At 70.9% G+C, this 14,655-nt stretch carries 12 protein-coding genes; 6 read left to right on the top strand and 6 right to left on the bottom strand.

The window, feature by feature from the left end; genetic code table 11:
* The first annotated feature begins 161 nt into the window (after window positions 1-161).
* Together AB0M11_RS24615 and AB0M11_RS24610 are read left to right on the top strand one after the other, a co-directional pair.
* Entirely contained in the window at window positions 162-1,139 is a 978-nt protein-coding gene (locus tag AB0M11_RS24615) for a glycosyltransferase family 2 protein (protein ID WP_365709012.1), read from the top strand.
* A complete protein-coding gene (locus AB0M11_RS24610; RefSeq protein ID WP_365708934.1) occupies window positions 1,136-2,470 on the top strand; it encodes an alpha-2,8-polysialyltransferase family protein in 1,335 nt (444 codons plus the stop codon). The genes AB0M11_RS24615 and AB0M11_RS24610 overlap by 4 nt, the downstream gene beginning before the upstream one ends.
* 143 nt (window positions 2,471-2,613) lie before the next feature.
* Here the strand turns inward: AB0M11_RS24610 and AB0M11_RS24605 are convergent, their stop codons facing one another.
* Together AB0M11_RS24605 and AB0M11_RS24600 are read right to left on the bottom strand one after the other, a co-directional pair.
* A complete protein-coding gene (locus AB0M11_RS24605) occupies window positions 2,614-4,932 on the bottom strand; it encodes a glycosyltransferase (protein WP_365708932.1) in 2,319 nt (772 codons plus the stop codon).
* On the bottom strand, window positions 4,929-6,389 hold the full coding sequence (locus AB0M11_RS24600; protein WP_365708930.1) for a glycosyltransferase family 29 protein: 1,461 nt from the start codon (window positions 6,387-6,389) through the stop codon (window positions 4,929-4,931). The genes AB0M11_RS24605 and AB0M11_RS24600 overlap by 4 nt, the downstream gene beginning before the upstream one ends.
* Window positions 6,390-6,650: 261 nt before the next feature.
* On the opposite strand from AB0M11_RS24600, the gene AB0M11_RS24595 reads away from it, so the two are divergent.
* The gene (locus AB0M11_RS24595; protein WP_365708928.1) at window positions 6,651-7,781 is read left to right on the top strand and encodes an acyltransferase; all 1,131 of its coding nucleotides are present in this window, start codon (window positions 6,651-6,653) and stop codon (window positions 7,779-7,781) included.
* A gap of 96 nt (window positions 7,782-7,877) precedes the next feature.
* Here AB0M11_RS24595 and AB0M11_RS24590 read toward each other — a convergent pair whose 3' ends face one another.
* Window positions 7,878-8,525, bottom strand: a complete 648-nt coding sequence (locus tag AB0M11_RS24590; RefSeq protein ID WP_365708926.1) for a TetR/AcrR family transcriptional regulator C-terminal domain-containing protein — start codon at window positions 8,523-8,525, stop codon at window positions 7,878-7,880.
* A 71-nt stretch (window positions 8,526-8,596) separates the two neighbouring features.
* Here AB0M11_RS24590 and AB0M11_RS24585 point away from each other — a divergent pair, with 71 nt between their 5' ends.
* Entirely contained in the window at window positions 8,597-10,009 is a 1,413-nt protein-coding gene (locus AB0M11_RS24585) for an FAD-dependent monooxygenase (RefSeq protein ID WP_365708924.1), read from the top strand.
* A 109-nt stretch (window positions 10,010-10,118) separates the two neighbouring features.
* Here the strand turns inward: AB0M11_RS24585 and AB0M11_RS24580 are convergent, their stop codons facing one another.
* The gene (locus tag AB0M11_RS24580; RefSeq protein ID WP_365708922.1) at window positions 10,119-10,670 is read right to left on the bottom strand and encodes a hypothetical protein; all 552 of its coding nucleotides are present in this window, start codon (window positions 10,668-10,670) and stop codon (window positions 10,119-10,121) included.
* A 113-nt stretch (window positions 10,671-10,783) separates the two neighbouring features.
* On the opposite strand from AB0M11_RS24580, the gene AB0M11_RS24575 reads away from it, so the two are divergent.
* A complete protein-coding gene (locus AB0M11_RS24575; protein WP_365708920.1) occupies window positions 10,784-11,305 on the top strand; it encodes a PadR family transcriptional regulator in 522 nt (173 codons plus the stop codon).
* Window positions 11,306-11,314: 9 nt separating this feature from the next.
* Here AB0M11_RS24575 and leuE read toward each other — a convergent pair whose 3' ends face one another.
* Together leuE and AB0M11_RS24565 are read right to left on the bottom strand one after the other, a co-directional pair.
* The gene (leuE, locus tag AB0M11_RS24570) at window positions 11,315-11,968 is read right to left on the bottom strand and encodes a leucine efflux protein LeuE (protein WP_365708918.1); all 654 of its coding nucleotides are present in this window, start codon (window positions 11,966-11,968) and stop codon (window positions 11,315-11,317) included.
* A 45-nt stretch (window positions 11,969-12,013) separates the two neighbouring features.
* A complete protein-coding gene (locus tag AB0M11_RS24565; protein ID WP_365708916.1) occupies window positions 12,014-13,594 on the bottom strand; it encodes a methylmalonyl-CoA mutase family protein in 1,581 nt (526 codons plus the stop codon).
* A gap of 119 nt (window positions 13,595-13,713) precedes the next feature.
* Between AB0M11_RS24565 and AB0M11_RS24560 the strand changes: the two genes are divergently transcribed.
* Window positions 13,714-14,562 carry a L,D-transpeptidase family protein gene (locus tag AB0M11_RS24560; RefSeq protein ID WP_365708914.1) on the top strand — a complete coding sequence of 283 codons (849 nt, stop codon included), beginning with the start codon at window positions 13,714-13,716 and terminating at the stop codon, window positions 14,560-14,562.
* The last annotated feature ends 93 nt before the right edge of the window (window positions 14,563-14,655 follow it).

The raw sequence follows: 14,655 nt of genomic DNA, 5'->3' as shown, positions 1-14,655 counted from the left end.
AACCCGAATCCAACAAAAGGTTAACAACACGTCGCCGAATGGCGAATCAGCCCGGGATTGCAGAGCAAAAAGCCCTGGTTCACAGCTTCGCCACGCGTCGTTCACCTGGAATCAAGACAGCGGTCAAGACGGATCGCGGGCGCCCGCCTAACGTCCTCCACGTGGTCAAGCTCTCCGTCATCGTGCCGTTCTACAACGTGCAGCAATACGCGCCCGACACCCTGAGGAGCCTGCGTGCGAACGCGCGTGAGGACTTCGAATTCATTCTCGTCGACGACTGCTCGTCCGACGGGACACCAGAGATTCTCGCGCGAGCAGAGCGCGAGCTCCAAGGCGCGGTCCATGTCAGACACGAGCGGAACGGGGGGCTGGCCACCGCGCGCAACACCGGCATCGACAAAGCGCGCGGCGAGTACGTCACCTTCCTGGACGGCGACGACTGGCTGGCACCGGGCTACTACCCGCAGCTGGTCGACGCGATCGAGTCACTGGGCTGCGACTTCGTCCGCACCGACCACGTCCAGTGCACCGGGCGCGCCCGGGTCGTGCACCGGGTGCCGGTCGGCCGCCGCAACGTGGTGACGAACCCGCGCGACGCCATCCTGCCCGCCGACCGGTCCACCTCCGTGGACTACGCCTACGCCTGGGCGGGCGTCTACCACCGACGCCTGGTGGACAAGGGGCTCGTGCATTTCACGGACGGACTGCGCACGGCCGAGGACCGGCCGTGGATCTGGAAACTGCACCGGGAGGCCGAGTCCTTCGCCGCGGTGAACCTGCTCGGCGTCTTCTACCGGCGTGGCGTAGCCTCGTCACTCACACAGATCGGCGACGTCCGTCAGCTCGATTTCATTCGCGCGTTCGACCAGGTGATCGAGGAAACGGCACAGGACGCCGACGCGAAGGAACTCCTGCCGAAGGCCGTCCGCACGTATTGCGCCATCATTTCCCATCACCTGGGATCCATCGAAAGGTTCGAGCCCGCGGTGGCGAAGAAGCTGAAATCCATGAGTGCCGCTGCCCTGCGGCGCATGCCGCAGGACGTGCTGGACGAGGCCCTGGACTCCATGGACCTCCAGCGCGCCACCAAGCTGCGCCGGCTGCGCCGCCGTCCCGCCCCCGCGGGAGCCGCCGCGTGACCACCCAGATCTTCCAGGCGTCCACCCTCTACGGCACGGCCACCCTCGCCGCCGCCCTGGACTCCGGCGCCTTCCGCCCGGCCGACCGGCGCATCCTGCTGGTCTGCAACAACGCGGCGACCCCCGAGACCACCCCGGGCCTGGACGAGGCGCCCGGCTTCGAGCGGCTGCGCGACCGCTTCGACGACGTGATCTCGTACAACGAGACGATCTCCCCGTTCCACCCGGGCGGCTGGGCCCCGCGCGTCGACGACATGCCCCTGTGGGAACGCTTCCTGCGCCACGAGTGGCGGCTGGGCGACGACGACGTCGAGTTCGCCGTCGAGTCGATCCAGGTGAACCCCTCGCTCAGCCTCACCCAGATCTTCACCGGCGCCCCGGTCACGGTCTACGCCGACGGCCTGATGAGCTACGGCCCGACCCGCAACAAGATCGACCCGCTGGTCGGCACCCGCGTCGACCGGGTCCTCCACCTCGACCTGGTGCCGGGCCTGAAGCCGATGCTGCTCACCGAGTTCGGCGTCGAGAGCGAGACCGTGCCGACCGCGGCGTTCACCAAGGTGCTGGCCGAACTCGCTCCCAGCGGCGACGAGTTGCCCGAGATCGAGGAGCCGGCCCTGCTGCTGGGCCAGTACCTCTCGGCGCTGGAGATCCTCACCCCGGAGCAGGAGGAGGACCTGCACGTCCGGATGTTGCGCGGCGCCGTCGCACTCGGCCGCACCAGGGTCGTGTTCAAGCCGCACCCCTCCGCGCCGGCCCGGTTCGCCCGGACCCTGGAGCAGGAGGCCGAGAAGCTCAAGGCCGACCTCACGGTCCTGGACACCGCCGTCCTCGCCGAGGTGCTCTACCAGCGGATGCGTCCGGCCCTGGTCGTCGGCTGCTTCTCCACCGCGCTGCTCACCGCGTCCGCGCTGTACGGCCTGCCGACCGCCCGCGTCGGCACCGACACCCTGCTCGACCGGCTCACCCCGTACGAGAACAGCAACCGCGTCCCGGTCACCATCGTCGACGCCCTGGTGCCCGACCTGACCGACCGCAAGGCGGTCGAGGCGCAGCGGCCGCGGATGAGCGTCGAGGCGCTCGGCGAGCTGGTCCGCGCGGTGGGCTTCGCCATGCAGCCGAAGATCTATCCGCAGCTGCGCGCGGAGGCCGTGCGGTACCTGGCGAAGCATCTGAACGACACCACCATCCGTTATTTCAAGCGCAAGCGGCTGACCTCGCTGGCGCTGCCCGGCGGGGTGCCGGCGCAGCTCGCGTTCCTGCCGCGCAACGCGACGGTGCGGCGGGTGGCCCGCAAGGCACGCAGCCTGCGGCGGGGTGTTCGTCGCTAGGCGCTTCGCCGGGAGCGGCGCGTCTGCCGTCACTCGTCTGCCGCGCCGTCGTGGCTGGTCGCGCAGTTCCTCGCGCCCCCAGTGCGGCGGCTGCGCCGCCGATCAGGGGCGGGTCCCGATCGAGGGGACCCGCCCCTTCGGCGTCACCGGCCCAGGATCTTCCTGATCGTGGCCTGGTTCTCCTGGGTGACCTTCCAGAGTTGTTCCTGTCGGTCGTGTACGTCGGCGACAGTGCGGCTGTGGTTGTCGAGGATGCCGATCGCGCGCTCGGTGAGGATGTCGCCGAGGTTCTTCTCGTGCACCGAGACGCCCCACTCGGGCCGCTCGATGTCGTTCAGGAAGTACGCCATCTTCGGGTGCGAGATCAGCGAGACGATGGGCGTGCCGACCCCGAACGGGATCATGCCGGCGTGCCCGCGCATGCCGATGACCAGGCGGGTCTTGGCGTACGTCTCGCGGATCTCGTCGTTGGAGAAGTCGTACATCGGGATCACCGGCAGCGAGATGCCGTGCTCGCGGCGCAGGTCGAAGGCGATCTTCTCGTCGTCGAGGGAGTGCGCGACGCACCGGACCTCGGTGTGCTCGCCGATCCTGCGGACGGCCTTGGCCATCTGGGCGAGGAAGTGGCCGTAGTCGTGGCCGAAGCGCAGCCCCGCGCGGTCGTAGGCCGCGTTGAGCAGCACCGTGTCCTCGCGGTACGCCGGGTCGGTCCAGCCGGCCACCAGCCGGCGCATGACGGTGGTGGGACAGGGCTGGAAGACGACCTTGTCCTGGAGCTCCGGCGGGAGCATGCCGCGGACCTTGGCGATGGAGCCGTGGTTGCGCAGGCCGAAGAAGGAGGACTTCTCGACCAGCAGACGCAGGCTCTCGTTGAACCGCTGGGCGCGGTAGGACTGCCCGTCGAAGGCGTTGAAGCCGACCGCGTAGATCATGATCGGGACGTCGATGGCGCGCAGGTGCTCGTCCGGGACGTTCCACTGCCAGGCGCTGTTGCCGTTGGGCATGGTGTCCGGGATGAACAGCCCGCCGCCGCCGATGACCAGGCCCCGGCGGGCGTTGACGCGCTCCAGGGCGGCCTTGTCGAAGTAGCGGTGGGCGTGCACGGAGTGCCAGCGCCGGGAGGTCGCGTCCGGGCCGAAGCCGAGCCGGACGGTCTCCGGGAGCAGCTTGTCGCCCGCGTTGCCCTGCCGGTCCATGTAGAAGGCCACGTGCGCCAGCTGGTCCTCGGCACTGCCCTGCTCCTGGGAGGGGACGGCTGCGGCGCGCTGGGCCCACAGGCGGCTGGAGCGGTGGGTGGGGTCGACGGTGAGGCCGGCGGTGGCGTACCGCAGGGCCTCGGTGTTGTCGCCGTGCACCCAGGCGATCTGGGCGAGCCGCGCGAAGGCGGTGGCGGCCCGGTTGGGGGCGGCGGTGGCGAGCAGCAGCTGGGTCCTGGCCTCCTCGTAGCGGGAGACGCTCATCAGGGCGTGGCCGAGCACCTCGTGCGGCCAGGCCTCGTCCAGCGGGATGTGGACGCTGCTCAGGACGTCGACGGCGTCCTGGTAGTCGCCGGCCCCGATGTGCGCGGCGGCCACCTTGCGGGCGATCTCGACGTCACCGGTGCGCTTGACGTGCGGGGTGCCGAAGTGGACGACCAGGTCGTGGTGGAGGCCGCCGGAGGAGGCGAAGTAGGCCGCGTGGAACTCGGCGTCGGTCATCTCGAACGCGCGCCAGCGCTCCTCGGCCTGTGCGTATCCGGCCTCACCGCCCTGCCAGGGCTTGTGGCGCCCGGTGAAGTGCAGGATCTTGGTGTCCTCCGGGACCGGGAGGTCGCCGGAGAGCCGCCGCTTGACGAAGTTGTACTTGGCGTCGAGGCGGACGAAGTCGCCGTCCAGGACGGCGTTGAGGATGCCCTGGTCGTGCTTGTCCAGTTCGTACTCGCCGCTGCGGCCGGTCTTGTCGATCTTCGCGCAGAACTCGTCGGACAGGTACTCCTTCTGGATCACCAGGAGACCGGAGTTCAGCTTGTGCTGCCCGTAGAAGAACTGCGGGACGGCCGCGAGGCCCTCGCGCAGCTCCAGGAGCTCGCCGAGACCACCGAGGACGACCATGTCGGTGTCCAGGGTGATGATCGTGTCGTAGTCGCGCAGCCGGAAGATGTCGAGGATGAAGTACGCCTTGCGGACCAGGTAGTTGTCCTGGTCGCCCTTGACGTACGAGTCGTAGTGCGTGTCGTTGACCCGCTGCAGCACGATGCGCGGGTGCAGGGCGCGGATCCTGGCGATGGAGGCCGGGCGCAGGTCGTCGTAGAGCACGACGAAGTCCTCGCAGACACCCGGGTTGGACAGGGCGAGGCTGCGCAGCAGGACCAGGAAGCCGGGCAGGTAGTTCTCGTCCACGTAGGACGCGAACGCGATCCGGCGCTTCTTGGTGAGGGCGCTGGCGTCGGTGTTCGGTATCGCCGAGGTGAAGGTGGTCGTCATCGCAGGGAGATCCTCATGTCGGTCACGCTCTGGGCCCGCTGCATGACCCAATCCTTCTCACTGGTGTATTCGTGCACGGAGGTGATGGCCAGCTTCATGGCCTCCGGCACGCGGTAGGCGCCGCTCTCGTAGAAGTCGAAGCCGATCAGGTCCAGGGTCGGGCTGACGTCCAGGAAGTCCAGCAGCCAGAGCATGTTGAACCCGGAGGTCGGGATGCCCGACCAGGTGTCGGTGCCGATCTGCCCGATGTTGCGCATCGGCCAGCGCAGCGACTCGTCGCCGAGGTACGTCTGGGCGCCGGGCACCAGCTTGTTGCGCAGCGAGTGCTTCCAGTCGCCCGAGACGCCGCCGAAGACCAGCCGGGTGGTCACCGGCTTCTCCCAGTTGAAGGCGTGCTTGTGGATGCTGACGTGGATGTCGGTGCGCTCACCGGTGTGCTGCGGGTCGATCTTGTACGAGTTGAAGCGTACGACCAGGTCGTAGTCGTCGATCTGCTTGCCGATGCCGCTCGCGCCCACCCGGCCCGAGTTGGCGATCAGGCAGACCGACTTGCCGGCGATCTGGTTGCGGAACTCGCCGAGGCTGATCCACTGCACGCCGCCGACGGTCGGGTCGGCGACCGGGCCGCGCATCCGGACCCGGCGCTGCTCGGCGTAGAGCGCGACGGCCTCGGCGAGGCCGGCGTCGTTGCCCTCGGCCAGGCGCAGGTCCAGGTACTGGCTGAGCAGCTCCTGGCGGTCGTTGACCGGCGCCTCGTCCTCGGCGAGGGCGAGCAGCGCGCCGACCAGGCGAGGCTCGGCGGCCCGCCAGTCCCCGGCGCCGTGCAGGGCGAGGCCCTCGGCCCAGGTGGCGGTGGCGGGCCCCCGGACGTGGTCCGTGGCCGCGGGCACCTGCCGCTTGAGGAGATCGAGCAGTTCGCCTTCGCGTTCGGCGGCGCGGCGCATGCCGGAGATGCGGTTGGCCACACCGAAGCCGTCGTCGGTGGTGAGTTCCAGGTAGCGCTCGTAGGCCTCGACGGCCTCGCGCTCCTCGCCGAGGCCCTCCAGGATGCGGGCGCGCAGCCGCCAGCCGGCGCGGGAGTTCCTGCGGTGGGCGAGGACGGTGTCGCTGATCACCAGGGCGAGGTTCAACTCGTCGTGGTACCCGCACTCCAGGGCCTTGTTGGCGACCGCGAGCAGAGCGTCCAGCAGGTCGTTGTTGATCCCGCCCGAGGGGCTCGCCGCGCCCTTGACGGCGCGCTTGATGAGCGCCGTCGCGCCGCCGGCCGAGGCGGGGGCGGGCGCGGTGGTGCCCTCCGTGGCGACCACCACCAGCAACTTGCGCAGCTGCTCCGCCAGTTCCGCGCGCCGGCGGTCGAGGCTGCCGACCACCTTTCCGCTGTGCACGGCGCAGGCGTGCAGGCAGTCGTCCAGCTCCCCTCCGCGCGCAGGTGTCCGCCTGTTCTGGACCCTCGTCATAGCTCTCCTGATTTTGCCAAGCAAAGCTTGTGTCATGGCTGTGTGTGGTGAGGTGAACCGCACCGGGGGGATGGATGGAGAAGCTAGGAAGTCAAAACGACTGTATGGTTAACGAACCTCAAAGGGTAAGAGAATGGTTAGCAGGTTCACCGCGGACTTCCTATGATTCCCCCAGGTGACGGTATGGGGACTCCCACGTCCCGGGGAGCGGCGCACAGATCTGATGATTAACGGGCCGGCCTCGGGTAGGCGTCTCGGACCATGTCTCTCGCGACCCCCACCCTGGCGCCCTCGCCTGCGAAGATCCCGGTCGTCCCGGCTCCGTCCGGGCACCCCCGCCCCCGACTTCTCGCCCTCGACGGACTGCGGCTCGCCGCCGCCCTGATGGTCTGCCTCTACCACTACGCCGGACGCGGCGGAGTGGTCTCCGCGTCCTGGCACCAGAACCCCGAGCACGTCTTCCCGACCCTGTCCCGGGCGGCCGTCTACGGCTGCCTCGGTGTCGAGTTCTTCTTCGTCATCAGCGGTTTCGTGATCTGCATGAGCAGTTGGGGCCGCTCGCTGGGCGACTTCTTCCGCTCCCGCGTCGCCCGCCTCTACCCCGCCTACTGGGTCGCCCTGGTGCTGGTCACCGGGGCGTCCCTGGTCCTGCCTGCCGTCGTGCACGCCGTGCGGCCCGACGAGTTCCTGGTCAACCTGACCATGCTGCAACAGCCCCTGGGCGTCCCGCGGGTGCTCGGCGTCTGCTGGACGCTCTGGGTCGAGGTCCGCTTCTACGCCCTGTTCGCGCTGGCCGTCGTCCTGCCGGGCGTCACCTACCGCAGGGTGGTGCTGTTCTGCGCGGTGTGGACCCTGGCCGCCGTCCTGTCCACCGCGGCCGGCGACGGTTCGTGGGCCCAGCTGATCGTGATGCCCCAGTACGCCCCGTACTTCGTCGGCGGCCTCGCCCTCTACCTCGTCCACCGCTTCGGCAACCACCTGCTGCCCTGGGGCATCGTGGCGCTCTCCTGGATCCTCGGGCTGCGCACGGCCACCGAGGGCCTGTGGCACCCGGGCTCGCCCCGCGACCCGTACGTCGTGATGGTCGTCGTCACCCTCGCGTACGCCGCGGTCGCGGCGGTGGCGGCGGGCTGGACCCGCTGGGCGGCCTGGCCCTGGCTGACCACGGCCGGGGCGCTGACCTACCCCTTCTACCTGGTCCACGAGCACCTGGGCTGGTTCGTGATCCGGGTGCTGCACCGGGGCTGGGGGCTGCCGCCGTGGCCCACCCTGGCGGTCACGGTGCTGGGCATGCTGGGCCTGGCCTGGCTGATCCACCGCTATGTGGAACGGCCGTTCGGGCGCCGACTGAAAACGGCGCTGAAGGCCGGCCCCGCCACCGCTCGCGGCTGAGGCGCCGCACGGACACGCCCCCCGCTGAACCCGACCCGGCGATCCTGTTTTCGGGCGGTCTCGCGACCGCCCGAAAACAGGATCTTTCTGTGCCGGTCAGCAGCCGCGCCGGGCCTCGATCCCCGCGAGGACGATCTCCAGGCCGGTCTCGAAGTGGCTGTCGTAGTCGGTGAAGATCTCCCGGCCCGCCGCCGCCGACAGCGGGAAGTCGGCGAGCATGCGGGCCCGTTCGTCCACGTCGTAGCCCTCCCGGCGGTGCCCGGGGACGGGTTCCACACCCTGCTCCTCGATGACGAAGCCGATGGTGTAGGCGTACACCGTCGTGCCCGCCCGAGCCGCCTGCGCCAGGGTGAAGCCGGCCTCGGTCATGGCGCGCAGGTACGCCTCCTGCTCCGGGGCGTGGTCGATGCCCGTGAAGCGCGCGCCGCTGTAGACCCGGGCGCCGTCGCGGTAGCCGAGCAGGGCCGTGCGCAGCCCCCGGCTCGTGGTGCGCAGCACGTCCTGCCAGCCGGCGGCCGGGTCGAGCCGGGTGACCGCGGCCATGCGGCGGTACATCTCCGTCGCCATCTCGTCGAGCAGCGCCTGCTTGTCCTTGAAGTGCCAGTAGAGCGCCGGGGCCTTGACGTCCAGCTCCTTGGCGATGGCCCGCAGGGTCAGCCCTTCGAGGCCGGACTCGTTCAGCAGGCGCAGGGCCGTGTCGGCGACCCGGCGGCGGTCGAGAGGGGCGCGTCGTTCCGTAGTCACGCTTGACAGCTTAACAGCGTTAAGGGCAGCCTTGTCGCCGACGGCACTTAACGGCGTTAAGGGGAAAAGAGATGAATGCGCAGGATGCGCTGGATGCAATGGACGTTCTGGTCGTGGGCGCCGGGCCCGCCGGGCTCGCTCTCGGCATCGACCTCGCCCGGCACGGGGTGGACGCGCTGGTCGTGGAGGCGGGCGAGCGGCTGTCCCCCGGCTCGCGCGGCAAGGGGATCCAGCCCCGCACCCAGGAGGTCTACGCCGACCTCGGCGTGCTCGACGCGATGCGCGCGGCCGGCGGCCCCTACCCGCCCCGGCAGTTCTGGAAGAACGGCGAGCCGGTCGAGAGCAGCCCGATGTTCGACGCGGTGGCCGCGGACGAGGGCACCCCGTACACCGAGCCGCTGATGGTCGCCCAGTGGCGCACGCTGGAGGTGCTGTACGCACGGCTGCGGGAGCTGGGCGGCCGGGTCGGGTTCGGGCGTGCCGTGACGGGCCTGGACCAGGACGAGCGGGGGGTGACGGTCCGCTTCGCCGACGGGACGACGGCTCGCGCACGGTACGTGGTGGCGGCGGACGGCGGGCGTTCGACCGTGCGGCGCGCGGTGGGCGTCGGGATGACCGGCGAGTCGGTCGACCCGGGCGCGTTCCTGGTGGCCGACCTGCGGGTGCGCGGCCTGGACCGCGACCACTGGCACACCTTCCTCGACGACGACGGCCACGGCGTGGCGCTGTGCCCGCTGGCCGGCACCGACGACTTCCAGCTGGGCGCGCGGCTGCCCGAGGGCACGGAGGTCGACCTGTCCCTGGCGGGGCTGCGCCGACTGGTGGCGGCGTACAGCCGGCTGGACGCGGCGGACGTCACCGAGGTGCGCTGGGCCTCCGACTTCCGCCCCCGTGCCGCGCTGGCCGACCGGTTCCGGGTGGGCCGGGTCTTCCTGGCCGGAGACGCGGCCCATGTGCACTCGCCGGCCGGCGGCCAGGGCCTGAACACCAGTGTCCAGGACGCCTACAACCTGGGCTGGAAGCTGGCGGCCGTGCTCGCGGGCCGGGCGCCGGAGACGCTCCTCGACACCTACGAGGAGGAGCGGCGCCCGAACGCGGCCGCCATGCTGGGCCTCTCCACGAGCGTCCACCGCGGCGAGGTACGGCGGGGTGAGGCGACGATCCAGCTGGGCATCGGCTACTGGGAGTCCTCACTGACCGAGGAGACCCGGGCCGAGCCGGGACCGGTGCGGGCGGGCGACCGCGCGCCCGACGGGCGGAACGCCGACGGGGTCCGGATGTTCGACGCGTTCGGCGGGCCGCACTGGACGCTGCTGGCCCCGGCACCGGTCGCCGGCCTCGGCGGCCTGCCGGCCCCGGGGTCGTACGGCCCGGGTGTGTTCCTGGTCCGCCCGGACGGCTACGTGGGCTGGGCCGGCGAGACGACCGAGGGGCTGCGCGCGTACGCAGCGCGCGCCGGCGCCCTGAACGCCGACGCGACCTGAGGCCGGGAGCCCGAACCGACACCGGACGCCGCGCGGCGCTTGGCGGACGGCGGACGGCGGACGGCGACGGTGCGCGGTGCACGGTGCGCGGCGCGCCGTGCGTGGACCGTCACGCCAGGGCCTGCGCGGCGCGGGCTCTGGCCCGTGCCGCGTACCGGCCGCCGACGGCGAAGGGCAGGACGAACGCCAGGATCTGGGCGGTGACCAGCGGCACCGTCGCGGAGTGGTCGTAGCCGACGACGGCGGCGCAGGCCAGCGCGCCGAGGGTGAACCCCGCCGCCCAGATCGAGGTCAGCACCATGTTGACACTGAGGAACCGCGGGGAGTCCCAGAACTCCCGGGGCACCTCGGCGCGCGCGAAGACCAGGGTGAACGGGCGGCGGACGGCGAGGGAGGCCAGGGCGGTGGTCGCCAGGGTGGCGTTCGCCAGGGCGCAGATCCAGTGCTGGAGCGCGGCAGCTGGGTCGGCCAGCGCGACGCCGGCCATCACCACGAAGAACCCGCAGGTGGCCGCCCCGAGGAGGTCGACCGTGCGGTCTCGGAGCTGCAGGACCAGCAGGTACAGCGCGGCCAGGGCGGCGGCGCTCGTGCCCAGTCGCCAGTCGACCGGGCTCAGGGCCGCGTAACACAGCCAGGGCGCGAAACCGCGGACGTAGTTCACCGGTGTCTCCTTCGGGGCGACCGAGAGTCCACTATTGGACGGTCCAAGAATGACCGGTCGATCTTGCTCTGTCCACCCGTGACCGGTGAAATCCGGAAGGGTAGGGTGGGGCCATGAGCTTGCCCCACGCCCTACTCGGTCTCCTGGCCGAGCAGCCCGCCAGTGGATACGACCTGCTCAAGCGGTTCGAGTCAGGTCTGGCCGCCGTGTGGCCGGCCCAGAAGAGCCAGATCTACGGCGAGTTGGCGAAGCTCAGCGAGAAGGGACTGATCGAGGTCACCGGGACCGGCGCACGCCAGCGCCGGGAGTACGGCATCACCGACGCCGGGCGCGCGGAACTGCGCGGCTGGCTCACCGAACCCGGCACCGACCTCGCCTTCCGCAGCGCCGCCCTGCTCCGGGTCTTCTTCCTGTGGACGCTCAGCCGCGAGGAAGGCGTCGAGTACCTGGAGAACTTCGCCCGCGTCAACCGCGAACGCCTCGCCGTGCTGGAAGCCGTGCGGGACAACGCCGAATGGGTCGGCGACCCGGTCCAGGTCTGCGCCTGGCTGATCCTCGAATACGGCCTGCGCGGCTCCACGACCTCGGCGGAGTGGGCGGACTGGGCCGCCGGTCAGCTCAGCGAACGTCTGTGAGCACGGTGCTCAGGCGCTGGCCAGCGTCAGCTTGACCGCGAATCCCAGGAACAGCACTCCGGCCGCCGACGTGGCCGTCGCGGACATCCGCCTGCGGCGACGGAACGCGTCGGCCAGCCGCGTCCCGCTGAATATCAGGGCGCTCAGGTACAGGAAACTGGCCAGCTGCGCGAACGCGCCGAGCACCACGAAGGACAGGGCCGGATAGGCGTACCCCGGATCCACGAACTGGACGAAGAAGGCGACGAAGAACAGGATCGCCTTGGGGTTGAAGAGGCTGATCACCAGGGCCCGGCGGTACGGCCGCTCGTGCGCCGGGGCGGTGGCCGCCGGAGTCCGGTCCGCCGTCTGCTCCCGCCGTGACCGCCACATCCCCCAGGCCGCCCGCAGCATGCCCACGGCCAGCCACGTCAGGTACCCGGCGCCCGCGTACTTCACGATCCCGAACAGCACGGCGTTCGCCTTGAGCAGGGAGGCCACCCCGGCCGCCGACAGCGTCATCAGGACGGTGTCCCCGCACCACACCCCGGCGGCGGCCGTGTACCCCGCCCGGATCCCCTGCCGGGCGGCGACGGAGAGCACGTACAGGGAGTTGGGGCCGGGCAGCAGGACGATCAGGACGAGTCCTGCCAGGTAGGTGGGGAGATCGATGACACCGAACATGTGCGGAAGTCTCGCACGTGGGTCTGACACCACCGCCCCCGCGGGTCAGAACGCGTCCGCCGGCTCGTAGGTCCCCCACACCTCCCGCAGCGCGTCGCAGACCTCGCCGACCGTGGCGCGGGCCCGCAGCGCCTCCTTCATCGGCGGCAGGACGTTGTCGTCGCCCGCTGCCGCCTTGCGCAGGGCGGTGAGGGCCGCGGCGACGGCCGTCCGGTCGCGGTCGGCGCGCAGCAGGGCGAGGCGTTCGGTCTGCCGGGTCTCGATGGCCGGATCGACCCGCAGCGGCTGGTACGGCTCCTCCTCGTCCAGCCGGAAGCGGTTGACTCCGACCACCACCCGCTCCCCCGCGTCGGTCTCCTGCGCGATGCGGTAGGCGTTCCGCTCGATCTCCGCCTTCTGGAAGCCGTGCTCGATGGCCGCCACCGCGCCGCCGAGGTCCTCCACCCGGCGCATCAGGTCCAGGACCGCCCCCTCCACGTCGTCCGTCATCCGCTCCACGGCGTACGAACCCGCGAAGGGGTCCACCGTCGCCGTGACGTCGGTCTCGTGGGCCAGCACCTGCTGGGTGCGCAGCGCCAGCCGTGCGCTCCTGTCCGTCGGCAGCGCGATCGCCTCGTCGAAGGAGTTGGTGTGCAGCGACTGGGTGCCGCCGAGGACCGCGCCGAGGGCCTGGACCGCCACCCGGACCAGGTTCACCTCCGGCTGCTGGGCCGTCAGCTGGACGCCTGCCGTCTGGGTGTGGAAGCGGAGCATCAGCGACCTGGGGTTCTCCGCGCCGAACTCCTCCCGCATCACCCGGGCCCAGATCCTGCGGGCCGCACGGAACTTGGCGACCTCCTCCAGGAGCGTCGTACGGGCCACGAAGAAGAAGGAGAGGCGGGGTGCGAAGTCGTCGACGTCCATGCCGGCCGCGATCGCCGTGCGCACGTACTCGATGCCGTCGGCGAGCGTGAAGGCGATCTCCTGCGCGGGAGACGCCCCCGCCTCGGCCATGTGGTAGCCGGAGATGGAGATCGTGTTCCAGCGGGGGATCTCCGTCCGGCAGTACCGGAAGATGTCGGCGGTCAGCCGGAGGGACGGCTTGGGCGGGAAGATGTACGTGCCCCGCGCGATGTACTCCTTCAGGACGTCGTTCTGGATCGTGCCGGTCAGGGCGGCCGCCGGTACGCCCTGTTCCTCCGCCACCAGTTGGTACAGCAGCAACAGCACGGCCGCCGGGGCGTTGATCGTCATCGAGGTCGACACCCTGTCCAGCGGGATCGAGTCGAACAGCACCCGCATGTCGTCGACCGAGTCGATCGCCACCCCCACCTTGCCGACCTCACCGTGCGCGAGGGGGGCGTCGGAGTCGTGGCCCATCTGGGTGGGCAGGTCGAAGGCGACGGAGAGGCCGGTGGTGCCGTGCGCGATGAGCTGCCGGTAGCGGGCGTTGGACTCCGCGGCGGTCCCGAAGCCGGCGTACTGGCGCATGGTCCAGGGGCGGCCGGTGTACATCGTCGGGTAGACGCCCCGGGTGTAGGGGTACGACCCAGGGTCGCCGAGACTCCGGGCGGGGTCCCAGCCCGCGAGGTCCCCGGGCCCGTAGACCGGTTCGATGGGCAGTCCGGACTCCGACTCACGGGCCATGGTGGGTGACCTCCGCGGTGCGTACGCCAGTACGGCGACATGTCTGTGTTCCGGTACCTCTGTCAGTTCCCACCATGCCCCCTTGTTCGGCGGCGGTCACGCGGGGAAGCATCCCTCGCATGAAGGTCTCGGGGCACTCAGGGATCCTGGCCGCCGCGCTCTCCGTGCTCGCCGTGCCGGCGGTGCTGGCCGTACTGTGCGGGTGCACCGTGCGGTCACCGGACGGCGGGGACGGCAGGGGGCACTCACCCGTCCACATCGACCTCCCGCACCGCTCCGGCTCCGCCTCGGCCCCCGCTGCCACCCCGACGCCGTCCGCCGTGGAGACCGTTCCGCCGCACATCGTCTTCACCCGCGGCGACACCGGCACCGGCGTCCGCGAGCTCCAGGCCCGGCTGCGCCAGGCCGCCTGGCTCTTCGACGGGCCGACGGGGACCTACGACGACCTCACCGCCCAGGCCGTCGAGGGCTTCCAGGGCAAGCGCGGGCTGCCGCGGACGGGTGAGACCGACGCCGTGACCTGGCGGCGGCTGGTGCGGATGACGCACCGGCCGGGGAAGTGGGAGCTGTACCTGATGGGCGGTCAGCCGGCCGCCGCGCCCGATCCGCGGTGCCTGACCGGGCGGGTGCTGTGCATCAGCAAGACCAGCCGGACGCTGCGCTGGATGATCGACGGACGTACGGTGTCGACGATGTCGGTGCGGTTCGGGGCGCAGTACACCCCGACCCGTGAGGGTGTTTTCCACATCTACTGGAAGTCCCGCCACCACGTGTCGACGCTCTACCACTCCCCCATGCCGTACGCGATGTTCTTCAGCGGCGGCCAGGCGGTGCACTACTCGTACGACTTCGCGGCCCGGGGTTACGCGGGCGGCTCGCACGGCTGCGTCAACGTGCGGGACGAGGCGGCGATCGCGGACTTGTTCGCGCAGGTGCGCAACGGCGACAAGGTCGTCGTCTCCTGGTGAGCGAAGGGACGTGCGGGGCGGGGGGGGGGGCCGGGGGGGGGGTGGGCGCCCCCCCCCCGCGCCCCAGCCCGGGGTGGGGGGGGGGCCCCGGCT

The sequence above is a fragment of the Streptomyces sp. NPDC051987 genome (assembly GCF_040680735.1).
In the GTDB taxonomy this organism is placed as follows: domain Bacteria; phylum Actinomycetota; class Actinomycetes; order Streptomycetales; family Streptomycetaceae; genus Streptomyces.
Note: the sequence above shows the minus strand (reverse complement) of the source record. Positions and strands in the feature narration are given on the sequence as shown.

Coding starts and splice junctions, on each gene's coding strand:
- AB0M11_RS24605 (WP_365708932.1), bottom strand. CDS start 4,932: ATGACGACCACCTTCACCTCGGCGATACCGAACACCGACGCCAGCGCC.
- AB0M11_RS24600 (WP_365708930.1), bottom strand. CDS start 6,389: ATGACGAGGGTCCAGAACAGGCGGACACCTGCGCGCGGAGGGGAGCTG.
- AB0M11_RS24595 (WP_365708928.1), top strand. CDS start 6,651: ATGTCTCTCGCGACCCCCACCCTGGCGCCCTCGCCTGCGAAGATCCCG.
- AB0M11_RS24585 (WP_365708924.1), top strand. CDS start 8,597: ATGAATGCGCAGGATGCGCTGGATGCAATGGACGTTCTGGTCGTGGGC.
- AB0M11_RS24575 (WP_365708920.1), top strand. CDS start 10,784: ATGAGCTTGCCCCACGCCCTACTCGGTCTCCTGGCCGAGCAGCCCGCC.
- leuE (WP_365708918.1), bottom strand. CDS start 11,968: ATGTTCGGTGTCATCGATCTCCCCACCTACCTGGCAGGACTCGTCCTG.
- AB0M11_RS24565 (WP_365708916.1), bottom strand. CDS start 13,594: ATGGCCCGTGAGTCGGAGTCCGGACTGCCCATCGAACCGGTCTACGGG.
- AB0M11_RS24560 (WP_365708914.1), top strand. CDS start 13,714: ATGAAGGTCTCGGGGCACTCAGGGATCCTGGCCGCCGCGCTCTCCGTG.